This window comes from Comamonas testosteroni, from assembly GCF_000761245.1.
Classification (GTDB): domain Bacteria; phylum Pseudomonadota; class Gammaproteobacteria; order Burkholderiales; family Burkholderiaceae_C; genus Comamonas; species Comamonas testosteroni_C.
On the sequence record NZ_AWOR01000002.1, the window covers coordinates 20415 to 45185 of the forward strand.

General features: G+C 61.2%; 29 protein-coding genes. 20 read left to right on the forward strand and 9 right to left on the reverse strand.

Translation table 11 applies throughout. From position 1 onward, the window contains the following. The first annotated feature begins 286 nt into the window (after window positions 1-286). Entirely contained in the window at window positions 287-1198 is a 912-nt protein-coding gene (locus P353_RS03945; protein WP_034365631.1) for a DMT family transporter, read from the forward strand. Between the two features lie 16 nt (window positions 1199-1214). Here P353_RS03945 and rraA read toward each other — a convergent pair whose 3' ends face one another. Beyond that, window positions 1215-1730, reverse strand: coding sequence for a ribonuclease E activity regulator RraA (gene rraA / locus P353_RS03950; RefSeq protein WP_034365634.1), 516 nt, complete (start codon window positions 1728-1730; stop codon window positions 1215-1217). A gap of 277 nt (window positions 1731-2007) precedes the next feature. On the opposite strand from rraA, the gene P353_RS03955 reads away from it, so the two are divergent. Beyond that, entirely contained in the window at window positions 2008-2316 is a 309-nt protein-coding gene (locus tag P353_RS03955; RefSeq protein ID WP_003053560.1) for an SWIB/MDM2 domain-containing protein, read from the forward strand. Window positions 2317-2489: 173 nt separating this feature from the next. On the opposite strand, the gene P353_RS03960 is transcribed toward P353_RS03955, so the two are convergent. The 5 genes from P353_RS03960 to P353_RS03980 form a co-directional block, all read right to left on the reverse strand. Next, window positions 2490-3893 (reverse strand): sulfite reductase subunit alpha, encoded by a 1404-nt coding sequence (locus tag P353_RS03960; RefSeq protein WP_034365636.1) that lies wholly within the window; start codon window positions 3891-3893, stop codon window positions 2490-2492. Next, window positions 3890-5008, reverse strand: a complete 1119-nt coding sequence (locus P353_RS03965; RefSeq protein ID WP_232776237.1) for an FAD:protein FMN transferase — start codon at window positions 5006-5008, stop codon at window positions 3890-3892. The genes P353_RS03960 and P353_RS03965 overlap by 4 nt, the downstream gene beginning before the upstream one ends. Window positions 5009-5093: 85 nt before the next feature. Beyond that, on the reverse strand, window positions 5094-5894 hold the full coding sequence (locus P353_RS03970) for a DUF4198 domain-containing protein (RefSeq protein ID WP_034365640.1): 801 nt from the start codon (window positions 5892-5894) through the stop codon (window positions 5094-5096). Between the two features lie 205 nt (window positions 5895-6099). Continuing rightward, window positions 6100-6621: a DUF2271 domain-containing protein gene (locus P353_RS03975; RefSeq protein ID WP_003075163.1), complete on the reverse strand. Its 522-nt coding sequence runs from the start codon at window positions 6619-6621 to the stop codon at window positions 6100-6102. A gap of 28 nt (window positions 6622-6649) precedes the next feature. After that, window positions 6650-7300: a PepSY-associated TM helix domain-containing protein gene (locus tag P353_RS03980; protein ID WP_034365642.1), complete on the reverse strand. Its 651-nt coding sequence runs from the start codon at window positions 7298-7300 to the stop codon at window positions 6650-6652. A 369-nt stretch (window positions 7301-7669) separates the two neighbouring features. Here P353_RS03980 and P353_RS03985 point away from each other — a divergent pair, with 369 nt between their 5' ends. From P353_RS03985 to P353_RS04020, 8 genes are all read left to right on the forward strand, one after another. Then, complete coding sequence (locus tag P353_RS03985) at window positions 7670-9925, forward strand: TonB-dependent receptor (protein WP_052084685.1); 2256 nt, start codon at window positions 7670-7672, stop codon at window positions 9923-9925. 268 nt (window positions 9926-10193) lie between these two features. After that, the gene (locus P353_RS03990) at window positions 10194-10874 is read left to right on the forward strand and encodes a Fe2+-dependent dioxygenase (RefSeq protein ID WP_034365644.1); all 681 of its coding nucleotides are present in this window, start codon (window positions 10194-10196) and stop codon (window positions 10872-10874) included. Between the two features lie 185 nt (window positions 10875-11059). Then, window positions 11060-12187 carry an alpha-hydroxy acid oxidase gene (locus P353_RS03995; protein WP_034365647.1) on the forward strand — a complete coding sequence of 376 codons (1128 nt, stop codon included), beginning with the start codon at window positions 11060-11062 and terminating at the stop codon, window positions 12185-12187. A gap of 95 nt (window positions 12188-12282) precedes the next feature. Further along, window positions 12283-12576: a (2Fe-2S)-binding protein gene (locus P353_RS04000; RefSeq protein ID WP_034365650.1), complete on the forward strand. Its 294-nt coding sequence runs from the start codon at window positions 12283-12285 to the stop codon at window positions 12574-12576. A gap of 144 nt (window positions 12577-12720) precedes the next feature. Next, a complete protein-coding gene (locus P353_RS04005; protein ID WP_034365653.1) occupies window positions 12721-13449 on the forward strand; it encodes an energy transducer TonB in 729 nt (242 codons plus the stop codon). Between the two features lie 23 nt (window positions 13450-13472). Beyond that, window positions 13473-14195 (forward strand): MotA/TolQ/ExbB proton channel family protein, encoded by a 723-nt coding sequence (locus P353_RS04010; protein ID WP_003069935.1) that lies wholly within the window; start codon window positions 13473-13475, stop codon window positions 14193-14195. Window positions 14196-14198: 3 nt separating this feature from the next. Next, a complete protein-coding gene (locus P353_RS04015; RefSeq protein WP_034365655.1) occupies window positions 14199-14615 on the forward strand; it encodes an ExbD/TolR family protein in 417 nt (138 codons plus the stop codon). Between the two features lie 267 nt (window positions 14616-14882). After that, window positions 14883-15092: a hemin uptake protein HemP gene (locus P353_RS04020; RefSeq protein WP_034365657.1), complete on the forward strand. Its 210-nt coding sequence runs from the start codon at window positions 14883-14885 to the stop codon at window positions 15090-15092. Between the two features lie 203 nt (window positions 15093-15295). On the opposite strand, the gene P353_RS04025 is transcribed toward P353_RS04020, so the two are convergent. Beyond that, window positions 15296-15703, reverse strand: coding sequence for a GlcG/HbpS family heme-binding protein (locus tag P353_RS04025; RefSeq protein ID WP_003053536.1), 408 nt, complete (start codon window positions 15701-15703; stop codon window positions 15296-15298). 192 nt (window positions 15704-15895) lie between these two features. On the opposite strand from P353_RS04025, the gene P353_RS04030 reads away from it, so the two are divergent. The 6 genes from P353_RS04030 to P353_RS04055 all read left to right on the forward strand — a co-directional run bounded on the left by P353_RS04030 (window position 15896) and on the right by P353_RS04055 (window position 20006). Beyond that, window positions 15896-16588 (forward strand): Bax inhibitor-1/YccA family protein, encoded by a 693-nt coding sequence (locus P353_RS04030; RefSeq protein ID WP_003053535.1) that lies wholly within the window; start codon window positions 15896-15898, stop codon window positions 16586-16588. A 145-nt stretch (window positions 16589-16733) separates the two neighbouring features. Beyond that, window positions 16734-17087, forward strand: a complete 354-nt coding sequence (locus tag P353_RS04035) for a hypothetical protein (protein WP_034365661.1) — start codon at window positions 16734-16736, stop codon at window positions 17085-17087. A gap of 316 nt (window positions 17088-17403) precedes the next feature. Next, window positions 17404-17904 carry a DUF2325 domain-containing protein gene (locus P353_RS04040; protein WP_034365664.1) on the forward strand — a complete coding sequence of 167 codons (501 nt, stop codon included), beginning with the start codon at window positions 17404-17406 and terminating at the stop codon, window positions 17902-17904. Next, window positions 17901-18416: a hypothetical protein gene (locus P353_RS04045; protein ID WP_034365668.1), complete on the forward strand. Its 516-nt coding sequence runs from the start codon at window positions 17901-17903 to the stop codon at window positions 18414-18416. Before P353_RS04040 ends, P353_RS04045 begins: the two co-directional genes overlap by 4 nt. Before the next feature lie 33 nt (window positions 18417-18449). Then, window positions 18450-19085 carry a superoxide dismutase gene (locus tag P353_RS04050; protein WP_034365671.1) on the forward strand — a complete coding sequence of 212 codons (636 nt, stop codon included), beginning with the start codon at window positions 18450-18452 and terminating at the stop codon, window positions 19083-19085. Window positions 19086-19088: 3 nt separating this feature from the next. Continuing rightward, window positions 19089-20006 carry a ZIP family metal transporter gene (locus P353_RS04055; RefSeq protein WP_034365674.1) on the forward strand — a complete coding sequence of 306 codons (918 nt, stop codon included), beginning with the start codon at window positions 19089-19091 and terminating at the stop codon, window positions 20004-20006. Window positions 20007-20048: 42 nt separating this feature from the next. On the opposite strand, the gene rlmD is transcribed toward P353_RS04055, so the two are convergent. Together rlmD and P353_RS04065 are read right to left on the reverse strand one after the other, a co-directional pair. Next, on the reverse strand, window positions 20049-21548 hold the full coding sequence (gene rlmD / locus P353_RS04060) for a 23S rRNA (uracil(1939)-C(5))-methyltransferase RlmD (protein ID WP_034365677.1): 1500 nt from the start codon (window positions 21546-21548) through the stop codon (window positions 20049-20051). A gap of 152 nt (window positions 21549-21700) precedes the next feature. Beyond that, on the reverse strand, window positions 21701-22012 hold the full coding sequence (locus tag P353_RS04065; RefSeq protein WP_034365680.1) for a hypothetical protein: 312 nt from the start codon (window positions 22010-22012) through the stop codon (window positions 21701-21703). Between the two features lie 230 nt (window positions 22013-22242). Here P353_RS04065 and P353_RS04070 point away from each other — a divergent pair, with 230 nt between their 5' ends. From P353_RS04070 to P353_RS04085, 4 genes are read left to right on the forward strand one after another with little or no spacing between them, the layout of a single operon-like run. Then, on the forward strand, window positions 22243-22794 hold the full coding sequence (locus P353_RS04070) for a GbsR/MarR family transcriptional regulator (protein WP_034365683.1): 552 nt from the start codon (window positions 22243-22245) through the stop codon (window positions 22792-22794). Between the two features lie 47 nt (window positions 22795-22841). Then, window positions 22842-23726 carry an NAD-dependent epimerase/dehydratase family protein gene (locus tag P353_RS04075; RefSeq protein ID WP_034365687.1) on the forward strand — a complete coding sequence of 295 codons (885 nt, stop codon included), beginning with the start codon at window positions 22842-22844 and terminating at the stop codon, window positions 23724-23726. Further along, on the forward strand, window positions 23719-24156 hold the full coding sequence (locus P353_RS04080) for a DoxX-like family protein (protein WP_034365690.1): 438 nt from the start codon (window positions 23719-23721) through the stop codon (window positions 24154-24156). Before P353_RS04075 ends, P353_RS04080 begins: the two co-directional genes overlap by 8 nt. Further along, window positions 24153-24629, forward strand: coding sequence for a DUF2269 family protein (locus tag P353_RS04085; protein ID WP_034365693.1), 477 nt, complete (start codon window positions 24153-24155; stop codon window positions 24627-24629). The genes P353_RS04080 and P353_RS04085 overlap by 4 nt, the downstream gene beginning before the upstream one ends. Window positions 24630-24771: the final 142 nt, after the last annotated feature.

Here is a 24771-nt window from a genome sequence, read left to right on the forward strand (position 1 = left end):
AATTCTTGCTTCATGAAAAATTGGCGTAAGCACGGCCTCCGAAGTCGGCATCCTTTGAACGCAGTACGAAAAAAGTCCTGGCGCCTGCCTTGATCTGCCCATTTACCCGGAACGAGACAGACCAAGCCACTTGAACAAAACCAGGTGACACGACAAAGACACAGTGCCCAAGGCGGCGAGAACAAAAAAACAACAGCTCCCTGCTCTGAGTCAAATGCATGCAACATGCCCTGCCACACTGCTTTGCCTCACCTTCTCTTGTCATTGACATCCATTTCGCCACGCCATGCACACGCCCAGTCGCCCCATCGCCTATCTCTGTCTGGCGCTCAGCATGTCTTTGGTAGGAAGCTATGTGGCCTTGTCCAAGCCTCTGGCTGCCATCTTTCCGGTCATGCTGCTGGCTTGGCTGCGCTTTGGAATCGGTGCCGTGGCCATGCTGGGCTGGCTCAGGCCACCAGTACACGAGGCGACTCTGACCAGGCAGACCAAGTGGCTGCTGTTTTTTGAGTCCTTCTTCGGCAATTTCCTTTTCACGCTCTGCATGATCAGCGGCGTGGCCTTGACCAGTGCGGTCACGGCGGGCGTGACCATGGCCGCAATTCCTGCCGCAGTCGCCATCATGAGCTGGCTTTTTCTGCGCGAAGCCGTTGGCGCGCGTACATGGACAGCCATTGTTTTCGCAGTGGCCGGCATAGGGCTGAATGCCTTGAGCAAGACTGAAAGCAGCAGCCTTGCCGCACATTCTCAGCAAGGCCTGGGTCAGTTGCTGCTCATTGCCGCCGTACTGTGCGAGGCCGCATATGCCGTGATCGGCAAAAAGCTCACCGCAAGCGTAAGCCCCAAGCGCATTACGGCGCTGATCAATCTCTGGGGGTTTGTGCTTTCCACGCCTGCCGGGCTCTATCTGGCCTGGCAATTTGATTTTTCCCAGGTCTCGGTGCCCGCATGGGGTCTGCTGCTGTTCTACGCGCTGGCCGCCTGCGTCTGGACGGTGTGGCTGTGGATGACTGGGCTGCGCGCCGTGCCTGCATCGCGAGCCGGCATTTTTACCGTGCTGCTGCCCATCAGCGCCGCCGTGGTGGGTACGCTGGCCCTGGGCGAGCGCATCGGCAGCATGCAATTGCTGGCCTTCGGCATAGCCCTGACCAGCGTTGTGATTGCAACCTGGCCCGGCTCATTGCAGATCAGGCGCTAGGCGCCATCGATTTCAATCAGGAAAGCAGGTTGCGGCGGCTCAGCACAATGCCGTCGGAGTCGGCATACAGCCAGTCGCCCGGGCGAATCCACAGGCCGGCGATCTGCACATAGGCATCGCGCAGTCCCTGGCCTTGCTTGACGGTAGGCATGGGGTTGAGCGCCAGCGCATACAGACCCACGGGCGTGGATTTCAGCTCGGCCACGTCGCGTACGCAGCCATAGACAAGCACCCCGGCCCAGCCGTTCTGGGCCGCCGAAGTCGCCACATTACCTCCCACCAGAGCCCGGCGCAGCGAGCCGCCGCCATCGACCACCAGCACACGGCCACCTCCCGGCTCGGCCAGCGCCGCTCGCACCAGGCTGTTGTCGTCCAGACACTGCACGGTGCTGACCTCCCCCATAAAGCCGACATGCCCGCCATAGCTGTGGAACACGGGCGGCAGCACGCGGAAATCGCTGCTGTCGTCGCTGATATGCGCATCGCACAAATCGCAGGTGCTGAAGCCAAGAGAAGCCGAGGAATCGCTCATGAAAATCTCCACAGAACCAAGTCTCCCGCATCTTGCCCTGAGCACCTGACATAGCACAAGCACCAGCGGACACACCCAGAGAGCAACTTTTTCACAACACTCTCGAGGAAAAACCCATGAAAACGGACACTAAAGGGCCTGAGAGCAACAAATCGAGGCAAAAAAACAGCCCACTAGCTTGGAAGAGCGATTTTTTGCCATTAGCATCAGACTCAGCCAGTGGATTGCAGCTGTATTTCGCTGGTGATAAGTCCACTACCAATTAGGAATAAGCAACATGGCAACTGCAAAGAAGGCACCCGCTGCAGCACCGGCAGCAGCACCCGCCGCTAAGAAGCGCACTCCCAACGCTGCCTTCATGAAACCTCTGACCCCCAGCGCCGCTCTGGCTGCCGTGGTTGGCAAGGATCCCCTGCCCCGCACTGAAATCATCAGCAAGCTGTGGGTCTACATCAAGGCCAACAACCTGCAAGATGCTGCCAACAAGCGCATGATCAACGCTGATGCCAAGCTCAAGGAAGTCTTCGGCAAGCCCCAAGTCTCCATGTTCGAGATGGCCGGCCTGATCGGCAAGCACGTCAAGTAAGCACTGCGCTTGCGCTGACCACAAAAAAGCTGGCCTGAGCCAGCTTTTTGCGTTTCTGAGACAAGCACCTCGTGGCCGAGCGGCTGATACCGCCAGACAAGCCGAGTGCTTGCGATTGAGTCCGGCGTGAAGCCACCTTGCACAGCAACAGGCAAAGGTAGCCTCGGGCTTAGTCAATACACATCGCGCCGGTAGCGGCCCGAGCCCAACAACTCGGCCACCTTGGCCTCGCCCAAAATGGCCTGCAGCGTCAGATGCACGCCTTGACCCATGCCGTTCAGGCTGCCGCAGACATAGATGGCCGCGCCACGCTCCACCCATTGCCGGACTTCCTGTGCATGGCTGCGCAGCAAATCCTGCACATAGCGCGAATCCTTGCCGTTGCGCGACCAGGCCTGATCCAGCCGTACCAGTCGACCTTGCCTGAGCCATGCGTCCAATTGTTCAGCAAATAGTGCGTCATGCTGTGGGCTGCGCTCTCCGAACAACAGCCATTGATCACCAAGCTCTTGCTGCACACGCGCCTTGATATGGCTGAGCAGACCCGCAAGGCCCGAGCCATTGCCGATCAGAATCAGCGGTCGCCCGGCGTTGTCACCGAGCCGGAAGCCTCGGTGCTCGCGCAAGGTCAGCGGCAGTACATCCCCCTCGGCCATGCCGCAGCACAGCCAGTGCGACGCAAGGCCCGGTGAACCATCGGCACGCGTGCTCTCGCGCACCAGCAGCTGCAGACTGCTGTCGGCCGTGATCGAGGCGATCGAATAGTCGCGCGCACGCTCAGGGTCGGCAGGCACGCACACAGACACCAGATCGCCCGACTCCCACCGCGGCAGCTCGCCGGACTGCGGCGTCCACTCCAGCAAGTACAGTGCCCCGCCCTGGCTGCCGGGATTGAGCAAACGGCGCCGACTGAGCACAAAAGGTATGCTGGCCGGCGCCTGCAACCAGTCCGAATCCAGCTCCTGGGCTGGCGCAGACTCGCCCAGCAGGCTCTGCCTTATCTGCCCGACCTGAGCCTGCCAGCTCTGCAAGCTCGGCCCATCCATATTGTCGACACAGATGAGATCGCTGTGCGCGCCGCCGGTCTGCAACCACTCGTGCACTTGCACACCAAACGCACAGAACTCCTGGTATTCACGATCACCCAGCGCGAGCACCAGGCTTTGGTGCCGGCTCAGCGCAGGCTGCGTGGCCATGAGCTGCTGGACAAAGCCCAGCGCATGGTCGGGCGCATCGCCCTCGCCTGTGGTGGACAGCAGCCACAGGCTGTGTGCATATTGCTGCAGCAGCTCGGTCGTCAGCTTCTCGACGGGCAACAGGCGCACCTGCAGACCGCCATCGACCAGCATCTTGACCGTGGCACGGGCCAGAGCCTCGGCCTGCCCCGTCTGGCTGGCATAGGCGACCAGGACGGCAGGCGCAGCAGCATCGCCTTGCGAGACATTGCTCTCGGCCTCATCGGCCAGGCGCTGCTTTCGTACCTTGGTGCCGATACCCCAGCACATGCCTGCATAGGCTGCGACCAAACCCATAGCCCCATAAATGCGCTCGGGCGTCAAAATCCATTCCACTGTCATGCCTCAAATAGGTTGATCCAGGCCGGTGTCTTGAGCACCTGTCTGCGGGCCTCGTTGCCATCGGATGCGAGATGCGACGTGAGCACGGCTGCAATCTCATGTTCACGGGCAAAGTCCATGCCTTGCTGCGGACCCAGCACCGTGAGCACGGTGGCCAGCGCATCGGCGTGCATGCATTCCTCATGGAACACGGTCACGCTGGCCAGATCATGCGTCACCGGCCAGCCCGTGCGCGGATCCAGCGTGTGCGAATAGCGCCTGCCGGCCTGCGTGAACTGATGCCAGAAATCGCCCGAGGTGGCAAAAGCGCCCTCCCTGCAGGCCACGACCAGCGACTCGGCCTCGGCACAGCCGCCCGTGCCCAGCTGCACCCGCCAGGGCCGCCCATCAGGGCGCGCCCCCCAGCTGCGCAGCTCACCGCCAATTTCGAACATGCCCGCAGCCCAGCCTGCGGCCTGCAGCTTGCGCACAGCCCAATCCACGGCAAAGCCCTTGGCAATGCCGCAAAAATCCAGCTCCAGACCTCCGGACTGCTGCAACTGCCGGGTTTGCGCATTCCAGCGCAGATGGCCATGGCCGCTGGTCTTCAGCAAGCGCTCGATCTCATCGCCGGCCGGTGCCTGCCCTGAATGCGGCTGCAGCGGATTCTGACGCGGCCCGAACCCCCACAGCGAGACCAGCGCCCCCATGGCGGGATCCAGGGCCGCGCCGGATAGCCGGCTCCAGTGCAAGGCCGCTTCCAGAACATGGGCGAACTCCGGCGGCACTATATGCGTTTGACCGGGTCTTGAACGATTGAACCGGGTGATCAGCGAATCCGCCTCCCAGTTGCTCATCTGAGCGATGACATCGTCAAACACCTGCTCCAGCAGAGCCTGCACCGACTCCATGGGCAGGTAATCCGGGTTGGCCAGACACAGCGACCAATGCGTGCCCATGGTCTGGCCGCAGAGGCGATGAATACGCCCGTCCTGCTGGTGCTGCAAGCTTGCAGGTTTCCAGCGCTGCACGCCAAAGTCCGGCGCCGGCATCCGAGCGCGAGCCTGACTCTGCGCCGCCGACGAGGGCAGTTGCCAGAGACTGGCGTCAAAGCGTACGCGGGGGGGTGTGGGCATGGGCATCCAGACAAAGGCGAAAACAGCAGCGAAAACAACGACGCGCCCGGATCGGGCGCGTATTCAGTCCATCAAGCGCTAACGCTTAAGGCAGGACTTCCAGAGTCGCGATATAGCCCAGGCGACGCTCCGTGGCCTTGGCAATGCTGGTCTTCTTGTCCGTGGCATCGGCGTTCAGCCAGAACAGACCTGCGCGGGGGAACTTGATCTTGACCTGGCCCTTGGCATCGGTCTTGAGCTTCATGGCGTCCACACCGTCGCGGTAGCGAATGCCGTCGGCCACCAGCTCCAGCTCCAGATCGGCGGCGGGCTTGCCGTCAAGATGGAATTCGAACGTCGCCTCTTCGCTGGCCACCAGATCATTGGGGTGGGTCACGGGCTTGAGCTCCAGGCCCTTGCCGGTCAGCGCCAGCGCCGAAGGCTTGCCCAGGGACACAAAGGTTTCCATGCGGCGCAGATTCTCGGTCACGCGCACTTCCTTGGCATCGGCAGGAATCTGCTTGAGCACTTCTTCCACCGAACCGCGAAGGCGCTTGGGCTGGCCGTTGGCATCCTTGTAACCACCCATCACGCCGGTCATCAGCATGGTGACGCGGTAGGTACCGGTCTTCTCGGGCTTGAAGTCGAACATGCTGCGCAACTCGCCCTTGGCGACATTCTTCATTTCCACCGCCGAGCCATCGGGCGCGGTCACCTTGACGGCTTCCAGGCCCAGCGGACGGTGATTGAAGAAGAACACATCGTTGGACACGGCCGCATCCACCGTCACCCAGTCGGACTTGGACAGCACGGTGCTGGAGGGCTTGAACCACAGATCATGCGCCTGGGCGCCCAGTACGGTCAGCGCCAAAGCGGCAGCAGCAAGAGCACGTGTTTTGAACTTCATATCAGGTCCTTGAAAACAGAAAGGGTGACAAATCAAAAGAGAGAGGTGTGACGGCTAAGCAACACCTTAAACTGGCGCTACGCAGGCAAGAGACACCAAGGAAGGGCCGCCCCGCACCGAGGGTGTCGTCCCCCTCCCGCGAAGCGAGAGAGGGGGAAGCGGCGGGGCCACCTAGGCAAAGCCGCTCAGGGGGTGAGAATCAAAATCAAGGCTTCAATTCCAGCTTGATCGCGCCCAGCTCGGTGCTGCCATTGGCGCTCAGGCTGGTGGCCTGCTTGACGGGCCACTCGAAGGGAATGGACACCAGCTCGCGGCCGCCGACTTCACGCGCAGCTTCCACCATCAGCTTGTATTGACCGGGAGCCAGTTGGGGCAGCGGGTTCTTGCCTTCGGCAAAAGACAGCGCATGGGTGCCCACGGGCTTGGTCGGCTGGGTCACGCCGTCGATGGGAAAGCTCAGCTCGCGACCGGTACGACGCCACCACTGGCGCATATCCTTGAGCCACTTGGTGCCCTCGGCATTCTTCATCTTTGCGTCGTACCAGACGGACAGATTGGCTGCCACGCCGCCATCGGCCTTTTCCAGCCAAACGGCAACATAAGGCTTGTGGTATTCGGCCACCTGCAACTGGGGCACGGTCACAGCCACATTCATGCCGCCCGCGATTGCCGGCAGGCCCACCACGGCGCTCAGCGCCACCGTGGTCTTGAAAATCCGCTTCGCCATTTTCTCTTCCTTCACAAAATTCTTGGGCTCAGTGCACGAGCAGCAATACCAGCAGCGCAGGCAGCACCAGACCCAGGCCCACCATCGGCCAGGTCATTGGCCGGCGCTGCGCATGCATCTTCAGGATCAGAAGACCCGTGATGCAGAACACCAGACAGCCAATCGCAAAGACATCTATGAACAGGCTCCAGGCTCCGCCCGTATTGCGCCCCTTGTGCAAGTCGTTGAGGTAGGAGATCCAGCCCCGGTCGGTCTTCTCATACTCGACCGAGCCTTCCTTCAAGTCCACGCGCAGCCAGGCGTCGCCCCCCGGGCGCGGCATGGCCACATAGGCCTCGTCTTCGCTCCACTCCACGGCAAAACCCTTGGCGCTGACCTTGATCTGCTGAGCCAGCCAGCCATCCACCTCGGCAGGCAAGCCCACGGCATTCTTGTCCGCCGCTTCCACACCCTGCTTCTGGGCTTGCTGCAGTTTTTCGAGCAGATCCGGTGGCAGTTGCGCATCACGCGATTCGACCTTGGGCTTGGACTCGATCTGCCCGGCGTGATTCAAGGTAAATCCCGTCACGGCGAACAGCAGCATGCCGATCAGGCAGATGGCGGAGCTGATCCAGTGCCACTCATGTAATTTTTTGAGCCAGTACGCCCGCTGCGGAGCGTTGGGGGAAGCCGCGGTCATTCAGAACTTTCTGGGATTGCATCGCCGCCGGGCCGAACCGGCCTGCGCGACATCGCGCCACAAGGCCCGGCCTTGCTTGCACAGCAAGGCGGCATTCTAGTTGCGCAAATTCTAAATGCATCTCACTTTTATTTACTTTACTTGACGTAAACAAAGCGCCCACCCAAGGCAAGGGCGCCTACGCCATCCCGAAAACTCGTGGCTGCATAGATGGGCAGGATCCGCACCGCCCATCCAGACAGCCAGTCTGTTGCCGTACTGCAACAAAACGTAGGGTATCCGCAACCATTATTGAATGGTATCGAGAATTATTATCAATATCACCTAGAATTCGCACGCTTTTTCAAAAATCGACTCTTCATCAAAAGCATGTCCAACAACTATCTGACTCCGACCGACTCCAACGGCTTGCGCTGCGAGCTCAAGCAAATCGTGATTGCCGCAGGCCTGTGCCTGATTGGCGCCAGCGCGATGGCTCAGCAGGAAACCACCTTGTCCACCGTGAATGTGGAAGCCGCTGCCGAGGCCAGCTTCAAGACCGAAGCCAGCCCTCAGGGCAAGTTCACCGCCCCCCTGCTGGACACGCCCAAGACCGTTCAGGTGATCAATGAAGAGATCATCAAGCAAACGGGTGCCACCAGCCTGCAGGATGCTCTGCGCTCCACCCCCGGCATCACCTTCGGCAACGGCGAAGGCGGCAACCCCAGCGGCGACCAGCCCTTCATCCGCGGCATGGACGCCCAGTCCAGCACCTTTGTGGACGGCATGCGCGACATCGCCGCCGGCACCCGCGAAGTGTTCAACGTCGAAGCCGTGGAAGTCATCAAGGGTGCAGACTCCGCCTACGCTGGTCGCGGCGGCGCAGGTGGCTCCATCAACATCACCACCAAGAAAGCCAAGAACGAGAACTTCATCTCGGGCGACGTGGGTCTGGGCACCGACAACTATCTGCGCGGCACTCTGGACATCAACCGCAAGATCAACGACACCACGGCTTTCCGTCTGAACGCCATGGGCCACAGCGCCGACGTTCCTGGCCGCAACGGTCCCGACAACAAGCGCTGGGGCATTGCCCCCACCGTGACTTTCGGTCTGGGCACGCCCACCGAAGTGACCCTGTCCTGGCAGCATCTGCAAACCGACAACACACCCGATGGCGGCGTGCCTTATCTGTACAGCAATGCTGCCATGGCTGGCCTGCCCGGCGGCAGCACTGTGCGCCCCACTTACGGCAATGACCGCGCCAACTGGTACGGCCTGAACAACCGTGACTTCGAGAAGGAAAAGAGCGATCTGTTCACCGCCTCGGTCACCCACAAGTTCACCGACACCAACAAGATCCGCAACAGCCTGCGCTACAGCAAGACCAAGCAGGACTATGTCTGGACTCAGCCTGACGACTCCAAGGGCAATGTGCTCAATGGCTATGTCTGGCGCCGCGGTAACGCACGCGTATCCGACACCACCACGCTGCAGAACGTGACCGAGTTCACAGGCAAGGAACAGACCGGCTCCATCGGCCACACCTATGCCTTCGGTCTGGAACTGTCCAAGGAAAAGGCAGATGTGCGCTCCGCCGCCATCCAAAGCGGCGGCACCTGCACATCGGTCTCCGATCCCTGGTGCACCACCCTGAGCAACCCCAGCGGCGCAAATGCCCCCTGGAACTTCGCCTGGGCACTACCCACTCAATCCACTGTCAACAAGATCGACACCATTGCGGTGTACGGTTTTGACACTTTGAAGCTCAACGAGCAATGGCTGGTGAACGCTGGTTTGCGCGTAGACCACTACAAGCTCAACGCATCCGGCCCCGCAAGCACGGGCCGCAACCCTGCACCCGCATACGACCTGAGCCGCAGCGACACGCTGTTCAACTACCAGTTGGGTGTGGTCTACAAGCCTGCGGCCAATGGCAGCATCTACGCCAACATTGGCACCTCTTCGCGTCCCGGCGGCTCGACCCTGGGCAACGGCAATGAAGATCTGGCTGCCAACACCGTTGCACTGGCCGACCTCAAGCCCGAGAAGACCAAGTCCATCGAGTTGGGCACCAAGTGGGATCTGCTGGACAAGAAGCTGAACCTGAGCGCTGCCATCTTCCGCAATGAGGTGACAAACGTCCGCATTACGGAAAACGGCATCACCTACATGGGCGGCAACAAGGAAGTCAATGGTCTGGAGCTGGGCTTCACCGGCCAGATCCTGTCCAACCTGAGCGTGTTCGGCGGCTATACCTTCATGGATAGCGAGCAAAAGAACATGGGCGTCGGCAACGTGGCCAATGGCCGCCCCTTCACCAACACCCCCAAGCACAGCTTCAGCCTGTGGACCAGCTACAAGCCCATGTCCAAGCTGACGCTGGGTCTGGGCATCTATGCGCAAAGCAGCGTCAATGCAGCTTATGCAGTGTCCACCGTGGATGGCGGCATCGTAACCAAGGGCGCCTCCGGCTATGCCCGCTACGACGCGATGATGGCCTACCAGATCGACAAGAACCTGAGCTTTCAGCTGAACGTCTACAACCTGGGCAACAAGGCTTACTACACCGGCGTGCGCTCGCCCCACTACGCCAATATCGGTGCTGGCCGCTCTGCCGTGGCGTCGCTCAAGTTCACGTACTGATGCAAGCCCTGCCTGCGCTTGATCTGGCGCAGGCTTGCTGCAAACCATCACCCCAAGCCCCGCAGGCCCCGGATGCCAGCGGGGCTTTTTACGTGCACACTGCCCGCATACTTTTTCAGAATGTCGGATTTTGGTTCTGAAAACCATAGCTGGTTACGCTTACCCTTCAATGATTTCAATATGAAAAGATATTGAAATCCATATGCAGAAAGCGCAAGCAGCTATGGTTAATGAGAGGCCAGAATCACCAACTGCCAGATACCCACCCATGCTGCTACGCATACCCGCCCTGCTCACTCCCGATGAAGTACGCCACTGCCGTCAGGCGCTGGAAGCTGCCAGTTGGCAGGACGGCAAGGCCACGGCCGGCCATGTGGCAGCTCAGGTCAAGAGCAATCTGCAGCTGCCACTGGAGAGCAAGACCGGCCAGCAGATAGGTGATCTGATCCTGGATCGGCTGGGCCGCAACCCGCTGTTCATGTCGGCGGCCCTGCCGCTCAAGGTCCTGCCGCCGCGCTTCAATCGCTACGAGGGCGGAGGCACCTATGGCAACCATATCGACAATGCGTTCTTCACCATTCCGGGTACCGCCATCAAGGTCAGAACCGATGTCTCCACCACGGTCTTCTTCAGCGATCCCGACGAATACGAAGGCGGCGAGCTGATGGTGGAAGACACCTTCGGCCAGCAAAGCGTGAAGCTGGCGGCGGGCGATGCCATCGTCTACCCCGGCACCAGCCTGCACCGCGTCAACCCCGTCACGCGCGGCACTCGCTATGCCTCGTTCTTCTGGACGCACAGCCTGGTCAAGTCGGCGGAGCAGCGCCGTCTGCTGTTCGATCTGGACCAGAGCATTCAGCAACTCACCCAGGAGCAGCCCGAACACCCGCGCGTCGCCACCCTCTCGGGCACCTATCACAATCTCTTGCGCATGTGGTCTGAAAGCTAGACTCCTGAGCGGATCTTGAGCGGCTTAAAAGCGGCCTTGAACGGCTTGAGAGCGGTTTTGCCGCTCCCCCCCGAAGGGGACGGCAGCCTTTTCAGGAGCGGCCCTTGCTGGCTGACTCCCCTGCGCCGTCCCTGCGCTGCTGCCTCGTCCCCATCTAACCGGCTTGATTTATGACTGTTGAACGTTTGAATGCCGCAGGCCAGCCCGTCAAACCGCCACTGACGCAGATTTCCGCGCAGACGGGCTCCCTGGCGGATTACGCCCGGCTGGCGCGCGAGCATATGGAAGCCCACGCCTGGGCGCATATTGAAAGCGGCGCCGATCAGGGGCTGACGCTGACTCATAACCGCCAGGCGTTTGACCGCATTCGGCTCTGCCCGCAGCCGCTGGCCGATCTGTCCGGTGCCCATACGCGGCAAAGCCTGCTGGGCCAGAGTCTGGACTGGCCGTTGCTGCTGGCACCTGTTGCCTATCAACAGCTGGCGCATCCCGAAGGCGAGCTCGCCACGGCACGCGCGGCCATGGCCATGCGCACCGGCATGATGGTCAGCACCCTGTCCAGCTGCACCCTGGAGGCCATTGCCCAGGCCGCACAAGCCGCAGCCCAGGAGCTGGGACGCAGCGGCCCGCTCTGGTTCCAGCTCTACCAGCAGGCGGCACGCGAGCACACGCTGCAGCTGATCCGACGCGCCGAAGACGCCGGTTATCAGGCGCTGGTCTGGACGGTGGACGCCCATATCAAACGCTCCAGCTACCCGCTGCCGCCAGGCGTGGAGGCCGTCAATCTGCGCGGCATGCCCCAGCAGCGCCAGACGGGCGACCTGATGAGCGAGCACATTCTGTTCGGCTCCGAGCTGGCCCGAAGCGCCCCCACCTGGGACGACCTGATCTGGCTGCGTCAGCAAACCCGGCTGCCGCTGATCGTCAAAGGTCTGCTCTCGGCCCGCGCCGCCGCGCAAGCCGTGGAACTGGGGGCCGATGCCATCGTGGTCTCCAACCATGGCGGGCGCGTGCTGGACACAGCCGTCTGCGCCCTGGAAGTGCTCGCAGCCATACGCACGGTCACACCTGCCCATATCCCGCTGCTGATGGATGGCGGCGTGCGCCAGGGCACCGATGTGCTCAAAGCCATCGCACTGGGCGCCAGCGCCGTGCTGCTGGGACGGCCCCAGATGCATGCCCTGGCAGTGGCCGGCATGCTGGGCGTGGCCCATATGCTGTATCTGCTGCGCGCCGAGCTGGAGCTGGCCATGGCCCAGACAGGCTGCGCCAGCCTCGATCAGATCGGGCCCGGGCTCTTAACCACTTGCTGATTGTGCGTAATTTGGTGGCATGCATTGCAAATGCGATGGATTCTCATTTATACTCCGCCTATTGCATCAATAGCCAGCAACAACTGCCTGTAGCCATGATCGTCTGTGTATGCCGCCGGGTTTCTGACCGAGAAATAGCACGCCACGCGCATGCGGGGATGAGCTTTGACGAAATCCAGTTTGAATTGGGTGTTGCCACACAATGCGGGCGCTGCGAAGGCTGCGCACGCGATGTCGTCGCCCAGTGCAGTGCAAGCCATCCGATCGCGGCCATCCACAACGAAGCGCAATCCTGCGTGTCGGTACAGACGGTTCAGCTTGCCACCAATATTCTGGAAAGCAAAGCATGGCCCACCTCTCCGTCCTCTCAGCCGTCTTCGGCAGCCTGATTCTTGTGATGGTATGCACCTGGTGGATCCTGCGTGAATGATGCGGTCCCGTCTGCGTGCCCTGTTTCCTCTGCCAGCTATTGCCGGTTGACCAGCGCTTTTCCTTTCTGATTCCAGCCTGCGCTGGTTGCTCTTCTCGCTCTTATGTCCCAGTCTGATCGATTTGCACCTGCCAGCGGCCCAAGCCGCAATATGGCAGTTGCTGGTGCTGTGGTTGTTGTGCATGCTGCCGCCCTGTGGGCCATGCAGCATGGCCTGGCCCAGCAAAAGCCGCCAGAGATAGTGATTCCCGCCAGCGTGATTGCACAGTTCGTGGCGCCGCCTGCTGCCGAACCCGCACCGCCGGCCCCGCCGCCGCCTCCCAAGCCTCCAGCACCAGCGCCCAAGCCCGAAACCAAACAGCAGCCCAAGCCCGAGATCAAGAAGGCTCCGCTGCCCAAGGCAATCAAGGATCCAACGCCGGCACCGGCCGCGCCTCAAGGAGCACTGGAGAGCAACGACAGCAAACCGGACAAGACGCCGCCAGCGCCACCCGCGCCCCCGGCACCTCCCGCTCCGCCCGCACCTCCGGCGCCACCTGCCCCGCCCAAGATCGAGCAGCCATCGAGCAATGCGGCCTATCTGAACAACCCCGCTCCCGCTTATCCTTCGGTCAGCAAGCGCATGGGTGAACAAGGCAAGGTGCTGCTGCGCGTCTATATCAACGAGCAGGGCCAGCCCGAGAAAATCGAAATCAAGCAGTCCAGCGGCTTTGACCGTCTGGATGAAGCGGCCGTCAACACCGTGCGCCAGTGGAAATTTGTCCCCGGCAAGCGCAACGGCGTGGCCGAACCCATGTGGCACATCGTGCCCATCAACTTTGTTCTCAAATAAATCTGCAGTTCTCAGGAGTACCCATGGAATCCCAATTCGGCATTGCCCACGTCTGGACACAGGGCGACTTCGTGACCAAAGGCGTTGCCATCATCTTGCTGGTCATGTCGGTGGCCTCTTGGCTGGTCATCATTCTCAAGGCACTGGATATTGTGAAATTCAAGAAGTTCGCCACTCAGGCACAGGACTTCTGGCACAGCCCCGATCTGGCCACCGGCCTGGAAAAGCTCGGTGACGACAAGCAGAACCCCTTCCGCTTCATGGTGCTCGAAGGCCGCGAAGCCTCCGCCCACCACCGCAAGACCAGCGTCCACCTGCATGACACGCTGGACATCAGCGACTGGGTGACTCGCTGCCTGCGCAACGGCATCAACGAATTCACGGCCCGCCTGCAATCCGGCCTGGCCATTCTGGCCTCCGTGGGCTCCACCGCCCCCTTCATCGGCCTGTTCGGCACCGTCTGGGGCATCTACCACGCGCTGGTGGCCATCGGCATGTCCGGCCAGTCATCCATCGACAAGGTTGCCGGCCCCATCGGCGAAGCACTGATCATGACCGCCCTGGGTCTGGCTGTCGCCATCCCCGCCGTGCTGGGCTACAACGCTCTGGTGCGCGGCAACAAGGGCATCCTGAATGCACTGAACAGCTTCGCCCACGACGTGCACGCCTACTTCGTGACCGGTGCCCGCGTTTCCGTGGACGGCCAGGTCTCTGGCAATGTGCTGCCCCTGAAGAAAGGCGCCTAAGCCATGTCATTCGGAACCATGGACGATGGGGACAGCGATGATGTGATGAACGAGATCAATATGACGCCTCTGGTGGACGTCATGCTGGTTCTGCTCATCATCTTCATCATCACCGTGCCCGTGATGAAACACTCGGTCAACGTGGATCTGCCCCGCGCCACCAACCAGCCCGAGGACACCAAGCCTGCCACCGTCCAGCTGGGCATCACGGCCGACGGCAAGTATTCGTGGAACGGCCAGGACATCAGCGACGAGCAGCTGGAGACCAATCTCCAGGCCGAAGCCGTCAAGGAGCCTCAGCCCGATCTGCATATCCGCGGCGACAAGGAAGTGCGCTACGAACGCGTGGCCCAGGCCATGGCCGCCGCCCAGCGTGCCGGCGTCAAGAAAATCGGTTTTGTGACCGACCCCACCCAATAAGCGCGTGCTTGTCCCATAAAAAAACGGCCCTCCAGGGCCGTTTTTTTATGACGCGAATGGCACGAGCAATGGCATCAGCATCTGGCTTGCCCAACCGGGCCAGCTCTTGCGCAGCATCGCAAGGCAGAAATCCCGGGCTGGCGCACGGACGCACGGATTCCAGCAGAAAAATAAACAGTGTTTTTTCGCAAATGAGACTAAGTATCACTTGCGTTTTAATTGAGAATTGTTATCATTACACCAGTTTTGAACTTAAGGAATCACGGCATGTCTGCACCGCTTGTTGCGACCTCACAGCCCAACAACCGCAGCTCTTCCTCCATGGCTGCTGCAAACCCCTCAGCCGCTGCCGGCTCCAGCCTGGGCCTGGACAGCGCTCTGCTGCTCAATGGCCAGAAGGCGGTCACCATCGTGCACAACGGCACCCCCTATCGCCTGCAGGCTACCAAGCTGGGCAAACTCATCCTGACCAAATAAACCGTTTCATCGTGGGGCGACACCGCAAGTGTCGATTCGCCAGCCATAGTCGTTGTAGAGCACCTGCCCTCTCTTGTGCTCACACCTCACATAGCCACGCGTTTTTTCCTCATTCCCAACCCGCCAAAACAAAACCCCTGCGCGCATCAAGCGGCAGGGGTTTTGTTTTGGCCTCTGCCACCGCAGTGGCAGAAATCAAGCGATCACAGACCCAGGGCAGCAATGCCGGCCTTGGCAACCTGTGCATCTTCGTTGGCCTTCACACCGGAGACACCCACAGCGCCCAGCACCTGGCCGTCCTTGACGATGGCCACGCCACCTTCGAGCAGGCCGTCCACAAACGGAGCGCTCAGGAAAGCGGTGCGGCCATTGTTGATCATGTCTTCGAAAGCCTTGGTGTCCTTGCGGCCCACGGCGGCAGAGCGTGCCTTGGCGGGGGCGATATGGGAAGAGATGGGAGCAGCACCATCCATGCGCTGCAACAGCAGCAGATGGCCGCCGTCGTCCACGATGGAGATCGTCACGGGCCAGTTGTTCTTCAGTGCTTCAGCTTCGGCAGCCGCAGCGATGGCTTTCACATCGGCCAGTTCGAGTTCGTGCTTGGTCTTCATAAGATAAAAAGCTCCGTTGGATTGTCAATGCAGCAAGCATATTCTGTACTTTGCAGGCAAAAGTAGATGCGATGTGAAAAACATTCCATCCTAAAACTGCCGCATTGCAACGGGGTATTGCAAAGGCTTCTCAAGACCCCCACCTAGAATGACAATGTTTCAACCCACAATTCCTGAAGGAGGAATGGCTACATGAACGAACAAGTCACCACACTGGGCTCTGCGGGCTACGGTGTCTCGCAGCAAGAGCGCAACCGTGTCTTGCGCAATACCTACTGGCTGCTGGCACTCAGCCTGATCCCCACCGTGCTGGGCGCTTGGCTGGGCGTAGCCACTGGCATGACTCGCGCGCTGACGGGCGGCGTGGGCCTGATCGTGTTCATGGTCGGAGCCTTCGGCTTCATGTTCGCGATTGAGAAGACCAAGCACAGCGCCGCCGGCGTGCCCGTGCTGCTGGCCTTCACCTTCTTCATGGGCCTGATGCTCTCGCGCCTGATCGGCATGATCCTGGGCTTCTCCAACGGCACCCAGCTGATCATGACCGCCTTTGCCGGTACCGCTGGTGTGTTCTTCGTGATGGCCATGCTGGCCACCGTGATCAAGCGCGACCTGTCGGGCATGGGCAAGTTCCTGTTCGTGGGCGCCCTGGTGCTGATGGTCGGCGCCATCATCAACGTCTTCGTGGGCTCCACTGCAGGCATGATGGCCATCTCCATGCTGGCCATCGGCATCTTCTCCGCCTACATGCTGTATGACCTCAAGCAGATCATCGACGGCGGCGAGACCAACTACATCAGCGCCACCCTGGCCCTGTACCTGGACCTCTTCAACGTGTTCCAGAGCCTGCTGGCCCTGCTCGGCATCATGGGCGGCGATCGCGACTAAGCCTCGCTAAAGCTCACTCAAGAAGGAGTGCCTTGTGCACTCCTTTTTGTTTGCAGTAACCTTGACGTCAAGCGCGGTCATCGCATCGATGGATATTTCTGTCGTGACCTAAATTTCCGACTGCCGCTGCCGATAAGCAGACAAGATGAAGCCAAACCACCTTCCCCGCGCACTTGCCATTGCCCTGCTGCCTCTGGTACTGGCAGGCTGCAAGATCGAAGACATTCCGGGCCTGGGTCCAGACCCACGCACCGTGGCGCGCGAGTCCGAAGCCAAGGCCATTGGCGGCGCCTGCCGGCATGCCATGCGCGGCCTGGAGGATTGCTACGTCCTCAATCCCAAGGCACCCAAGGCGCTGGTGTTTGCGGGCTGGAAGGACATGGATGAATACATGCGCTCCAACAAGATCGAAGGCGTGCCTTCCGTACTGGGTCAGAGTGCCGCCGAGAAACGCGGCACTGCGGAGCCCGACGCCGGCAGCAGCCGCAACCGCAGCTGAAATCGCTGATGGCAGGGCCCGGAGCATGTGCTCCCTGCCCTGCCAGTCAACATCGACAGGCACAGGCCGTAGCAACTTTGCTGCGGCTTTTTTTATGCCCGGCAACCGCACTGCCGATGCGGGCCCGGATGTCATATTTTCTTTGTGTGTATTGAATACAAACAATTCTCATTTATATTCATGAATTATTGATTCCATTCTTAGCTGCACATACACGCATCCCTGCGACGAGTTCTGTTGTGCTCTCAACCATGGGGACAAGACTGCCGTGCCAGATGATGACTTCGACCAAATACGCCTTGAGCATGAGGCCCTCATGCTGACCTATATGGAAGTGCAGACCCGCTGCACGGCACAGATGCAATCGCTGGCACGCGAAGTGGAAACACTCAAGCGGCAGCTTGTGCAGCTCAGGGCCAAAGTCATTGTCCGCGACAGCGCTCTGGCCTGGGAGCGTGAGCAGCGCCACGCCCTGGCCCAGGCGATGGCACTGGATCTGCTGCAGGAAGCACCTCAACCTACAGCCGAACAGACAGCGTCCGGCGTCGACTGGCCTTTGGTTGAGGATGCCGACAGCCAGGCCTTGGCCGAGCAGCAACTACTGGAAGACAGTCTGCACGCCGCCGACCTGGTGATTTGCCAGACAGGTTGCATCAGCGACGGAGCCTACTGGCGCGTGAAGGATCACTGCAAGCGCACCGGCAAGACCTGCCTGCTGGTAGATCAGCCGACCGCCTTGCGGGTGGTTCGCATTCACCCATCGGGAGAGGATGGAAAAGTCGTGGCAGCCCAAGCCTGCATCGAAGGAGCCTCATGAGAGTCAACACGACAAACACCTCGGCAGCTGATTTGCTGTCCGCCTGGAAGCAGCAAACCCGCACGGCGCTGGCCGCAACGCTGGAGCATCGCCATCTCTCAGCACTTGAACACTATAGACATGCACAACAGCTTGGCTTGCAGTTGCTGGTCGCGGAGTCCGGCGACATTACCGACGATGACCGTATCGCCGCTTTTGTCGTTGCCCACCTGAATCTGGCGGATGCTCTCGTCGAAGCAGATCGGGCGGGAGCAGCATTTGAATGCCTGCATGAGGCGCAGCAGACCCTGATGCCATTTCTGCAGCAGGACTCCACCAATCAGTCCCTGAGTCTGGCGATATACCGCCATCTGCCGCAGCTTCTGGCCGCACGGGCCGAGCATGGTGCAGCAGACCCCCATGCCGTCGCGGGCGTCTGTGCCTCGACATCCGCCCCCTTTCTCACCCACCCCGCCAGCAACAGGCACTCTCGCCTTGCCAGCTTCGAGTCCGCGCATGCATTACTGCACTGACTCCCTTCTCTCTCACTGCCAAGGCTTTTACTCATGAGCTACACCCTGCCCCCACTGGCCTACGACTACGCGGCGCTGGAGCCGCATATCGATGCACAAACCATGGAGATCCACTACTCCAGGCACCATCAGACCTATGTCAACAATCTCAATGCGGCACTCGAAGGCACCGAGTACGCGCAATGGCCGCTGGACGACCTGCTCGCCAAGGTCGAATCACTGCCGCAAGCATTGCGCCCGGCCGTGCGCAACAACGGCGGCGGTCACGCCAATCACAGCCTGTTCTGGCAAGTCATGTCTCCCAAAGGGGGCGGTCTGCCGCAGGGCGCTCTTGCAGCAGCCATTGACAAGGACCTGGGCGGCTTCGAGAACTTCAAGACCGAGTTCACCAAGGCGGCCATCAGCCGCTTTGGCAGCGGCTGGGCCTGGCTCAGCGTGGACCGCAGCGGCAAGCTGCATGTGGAGAGCAGCGCCAATCAGGACAACCCTCTGATGCTGGGCATTGGCAGCGGCAACACGCCGATTCTGGGCCTGGACGTCTGGGAGCATGCCTATTACCTGAAATACCAGAACCGCCGCCCCGAATACATCGCCGCCTTCTACAACGTGGTGGACTGGAATGAAGTGGCGCGCCGCTTCGCTGCCGCCGCCCAGGCTGTCAGGAGCTGAGCCATGGGCCCGGACGGACTGCAGACCGCCTCTTCCAGCCAGACGCCCCTGCCGCTCAGAACCCGGCTCGGGCTGCTGATCTCTGCGGCCGGCGCTCTGGTGCTGGCATCCATGGTCTGGAAGCAGCTGCAGACCAATCCCGCAGCACTGAATGCGCTGCTGGGCGGCAGCATGGCGGCACTGGCGACCGCGCTGGGCGCCTTGCCCGTGCTGCTGAGCCAACATCCGTCCGAGCGCACACAGGACACGCTGTTTGGCTTTGGCGCAGGCGTGATGCTGGCTGCCTGTGCCTTTTCATTGATTCTGCCCGGACTGGAAGCCGCCAAGGCAGCGACCTCGCCCGCAAGCAGCGAATGGATGAGCGGTGCCTTGATCGGCACAGCCATCTTGCTCGGAGGTGCAGCCCTGCTGGCCATGGAACGCCTGCTGCCGCACGAGCACTTCATCAAAGGCCGTGAAGGCGCCGATGCCAGGCAGTTGCGGCGCACCTGGCTGTTTGTCATTGCCATCACCCTGCACAATCTTCCGGAAGGTCTGGCCATCGGCGTGGGCTACGCCGCCAACGAAGGGCTGCGCGCCAGCTCTCTCACGCTGGGCATTGCCATACAGGATGTCCCCGAGGGTTTTGTCGTCGCAGCCTCTTTGCTGGCTGCCGGCTATACCCGCGGTTTTGCGGTGGTGCTGGGTGCTCTGACAGGTTTGATCGAGCCCCTGGGCGCCGTGATCGGCGCCATCGTGGTCAGCAGCTCCAGCGTGCTGCTGCCCTGGGGTCTGGGTTTTGCAGCCGGTGCCATGCTGTTTGTCATCAGCCACGAAATCATTCCGGAATCCCACCGCAAGGGCCATGAAGCCTGGGCCACCACAGGACTCATGCTCGGCTTTGTGGTGATGATGATTCTGGATACGTCCCTTGGCGGCTGAACTGCGCCGCGCAGGCGCAGGCGCAGTTCAGGGCATGCTCGCTTATGCGCGCTCGAAAACGGCCATGGATTCCACATGCGCCGTATGCGGGAACATATTCACCACACCGGCGGCCACGCAGCGATAGCCGGCCTGATGCACCAGCAAGCCTGCATCGCGCGCCAGCGTGGCCGGGTTGCAGCTCACATAGACAATGCGCTTGGGGAACTGCCAGTTTTCCTGCCCCTCGGGCAGCGGCGGCAGCAAATCGGGCTGCTCTTCGCTGGCCACACCGGTCTGCTTGGCGCCGATGCGGATCTGGTGAATATCGGCCAGTGCCTTGGACAAGGCAAACGCACCTTCACGCGGAGGATCGACCAGCCACTTGTCGGAGTTGCCGTCGGCAATCAGCATGGAGGGCGTCATCTCGAACAGATTGCGCGCCACAAAGCTGGTGGGAGCCAGCTTGTCGTCTTCGCTGCGCGTGGCATTGTTGCCCGCATAGTTCTCGTGCGAGCGCTTGACCAGGGTTTCCGAACCTTCGATGCCCAGCACCTCGCGCGCCATGGTGGCAATGGGCAGCGTGAAGTTGCCCAGGCCGCAGAACCAGTCGATGACGCGCTCGTCCTTTTTTGCATCCAGCAGGCGCAAGGAGCGCGTGACCAGCACGCGGTTGATATGCGGATTGACCTGGGTGAAGTCGGTGGGCTTGAACGGCATGGTGATACCAAAGTCCGGCAGACCGTAGGACAGCTGTGTGCCGCCTTCTTCCATCAGATGCACGGTATCCGGGCCCTTGGGCTGCAGCCACCACTGGACGTTCTGCTCGGCAGCAAAGTCGCGCAGGCGCTGCTTGTCGGCCTCCGACAGAGGCTCCAGGTGACGCAGCACCAGGGCGGTGACATGGTCGCCGCAGGCCACTTCGATCTGCGGGCAGGTTTCGCGCGCATCCATGCTGGCGATCAGTGCGCGCATGGGCATGAGCATGGCATCCACATGGGGCGGCAAAATCTTGCAGACCTCCATGTCGGCGATGTAGCGGCTCTTGCGCTCGTGAAAGCCCACCAGCACCTTGCCCTTCTTGGCCACATAGCGCACCGACAGGCGCGAGCGAAAGCGATAGCCCCAGGCCGGGCCTTCGATGGGGCGCAGCAGCGTCTCAGGCTTGACCTTGGCCAGATGCCAGAGGTTGTCCTCCAGCACACGCTGCTTGATGGCGACCTGGGCCGCCACATGCAGATGCTGCATCTTGCAGCCACCGCAGGCGCCGGCGTGCAGCCCGAAATTAGGGCAGCCGGGCGTCACGCGCTGCGAGGACTCGCGGTGGATTTCGGTCAGCGTGGCCGCTTCCCAGTTGTTCTTCTTGCGATGGGTGTTGGCGCTGACGATTTCACCGGTCAAGGCGCCGTCGATGAAGACCACCTTGCCGTCGGGCTTGCGGGCTACGCCCTGGGCATCCATGTCCATGGACAGCACTTCCAGCCAGCCCTCGGGCAGCGCCGGGGCATCAGACGGGACTTCGGGCAGGTTTTCGGGAATTTTGTTGTCGCGGGATTCACTCATGGTGCCCGATTGTCTCAGGCCACCCCATACCCGAGAGCCGACCACGGCAAAAAACTGCATGGGCGCCCATGCGACGCGCCCGGCCGATCGGCCTTGTGCAAGGCAAAATCAAGCCTCAAGGTGCCGCTGGCGCTTGTCTGACAGCTATGCAATCAGAAGCGTTGTTCTTCGCGCAGGCGGCGCTCGCGGTTGTTGCGCGCCGCAGCAATCTGGGCGCGCTCGGCGATCAGGTTGACCTCGGTGGCACAGTTGTACTCGTCAAGCGAGAAAAACATGCGCGCTCCGGAGGAGAGTTGCGGCACCGTCTGATGCAGAGGCAGGGATAGATCGACCGGCGCCACATTGGAGCGATAGATCAGCTCGTTATTGGGGGCATAGACAAAATAGCAGGCAGCCGATGCGACCTGGGCCCAAGCACAGGCCGACAGAACCGAGGCGACACGCAAGACGGATGCAGCGGTCATGAACTCTCCCTTCCCTGACGGGGCTCCATGCCCCTGTAATGCGGCTATTTTACGAGTAGCGACGCAGCGACCAGGTCGATGTGAAATTTCTTCATTTCAAGAAAATTGCTTACCGTCCCGGCTCCCATGGACAAAGCCTACACAAACACCTTGCTGATCCCGCTCGGGCATTCACACGAATAGAAATTTCTGTATTGACAGAAATTTCAAGCAAGACCACACTTCGTTTCATGCAACTGAGTCCTATCGCTGAACGCTTTGTGCACCACTGGGGAGATATGGGCAACGCCTGGGGCGTCAACCGCACGGTGGCGCAAATTCATGCACTGCTCTTCTTTCATGGCCGCCCCCTCAATGCCGACGAAATCTGCGAAACCCTGGGTGCAGCACGCTCCAACGTCAGCAACAGCCTCAAGGAGCTGCTGAACTGGAACCTGATTCGCAGCAGCCGCAAGAGCGGTGACCGACGCGAGTATTTCGAGACCTCGGCCGATGTCTGGGAGCTGCTGCGCACCATTGTGCGAGAGCGCAAGCAGCGCGAGTTCGACCCCACCAGTGCACTGCTGCGCGAATTGATCGCCCAGCCCGAATTCGAGAAGGAAACGCCCGATGCCCAGGACCGCGTGCACGAGACGCTGCGCCTCATGGATTCGCTGGGCATCTGGACCGACGAAATGCTGCGCCTGTCGCCGGCCACGCTGGACAAGATCCTGCGCCTTGGCGCCAGCGTCCAGCGCTTTGTCCGAGGCAAGGATGGCGGCCGAGAGAGTGGCAACGATTGAAGCCGAACTGAATTCTGCCAAGGCAGAAAATTGCAAAGGAGTAGCGTATGCGAGTTCTGATCTGCGGCGGCACAGGCTTTCTGGGCCGACATATCGTGAATGCGCTGGCCCTGCTGGACCACGACCCCGTGGTGCGCAGCCGCCACAGCCAGCCGCCTCTGGACTTTGGCGCCTGCACCACGGCCGAGGCATGGCTTGAGCATCTGCAGGGCATCGACGCCGTCATCAACGCCGTCGGCGCTCTGCGCGACAAGCCCGGCCAGGATCTGCAGACCCTGCACTCTCTGGCTCCCATCGCGCTGTTTGATGCCTGCGTCCAGGCCGGCGTGCGCCGCGTGGTTCAGGTCTCGGCGCTGGGGGCCGGTCAGAGCGGCACCCAGTACGCAAGCACCAAGCGCGCGGCCGACGAACATCTGCTGGCGCTGGGCAGGCAAGCGCTGCTCAAGCCCGTTGTCGTGCGCCCCAGCATCATCTTTGGCGCGGGCGGTGCCAGCAGCCAGTTGTTTCTGAATCTGGCCAGACTGCCCGTTTTGCTGCTGCCCGAACTCATGCGAAGCAGCCAGATTCAGCCCGTGGCCGTGCGCGATCTGGCCGAAGTGCTCGCGCATATGGCGACCTCGGACACCTGCGAGGGTATCGTCGAAATCGGCGGCCCCCAGCCGCTTTCGACCGAGGCCTTTATCGCCAGCCTGCGCGCCCAGATGGGTTACGGCCCGGCTTCGGTGCATGCCCTGCCAGACTGGATGAGCAAGGGCAGTGCCAGAGTCGGCGACCAGATACCAGCCCTGCCCTGGTGCAGTGAAACCATGGCCTTGCTGGAAAACGACAACGTCACCGATCCCCAGACCCTGGCCTCGCTGCTGGGGCGCGCGCCCGTGGCTCCGGATGCCATGCTGGCCACCTTGCCCAAGGAAGGCCGCCGCCATGCCTGAGTTGCAAAACGGCAGCAGAGCCAACCCGCACAAGCAAGCTGCCAGATTCATGCACGCCAGTCTGGTCGTCGTCTGGCTGGGCACGGCTGTGGTCAGCGCGCTGGACTATCTCGGACTCTCGGGCCTCAACCACGAAGGTGCCCGCTTGCTGGACCAGGGCGGCATTGACGATGCACGCTGGCAGGCACTGCTCATCTGGTCCGGCCTGCTGGCCGATTTGGCTCTGGGTCTGGCCTTGCTGCTGCGCCCCGGCCGCGCCATCTACCTGAGCGCCCTGCTGCTGATGACGGCCATGACCGTGATCGGCACGGCTCTTCAGCCCACGCTGTGGCTGCACCCTCTGGGGCCGCTGCTCAAGAACCTGCCCATCGCCGCCATGCTGTGGTTCTTGCTGCAAACAGACAGCTCCTCCAACAGGCTTGAATCATGAATACCTATCTGTTGCTCAAGACACTGCATATCCTCTCCAGCGTGCTGCTTGTCGGCACCGGCCTCGGCTCGGCCTTCTATATGTTCTTCGCAAACCGCAGCGGCTCGGTCGCCGCCCAGGCCGTGGTCAGCCGCCTGGTGGTACGGGCTGACTGGTGGTTCACTACTCCCTGCGTCTTCATTCAACCGATCACGGGCATTGCCATGGCCCATCTGGCAGGCTGGCCGCTCACCACGCCCTGGCTCGCACTTTCTCTGGGGCTGTATGCGCTGGCCGGCATCTGCTGGCTGCCTGTAGTCTGGTTGCAGATGCGCATGGCGGCCCTCGCGACTCAGGCCCACAGCCAAAGCCAGGCCTTGCCACCACTTTTCCGGCATTATCAGTTGCGCTGGGAAGCTCTGGGCTACCCCGCTTTTGTGGCCATGGCCGGCACCTACTATTTGATGGTCAACAAACCAGCGCTCTGGGGCTGAGGCGCCGGCCATGATCGGCTTGCCCACATCTCGCTCACCAGGAAGGACGGCCGGCCGCTCATTGCAGCGATAGCGGCGATGCCGTCTCAGCCTTCTGCGACTCGTCGGCTATCGAAACACGCCAATCGCTTCCACCAGATTT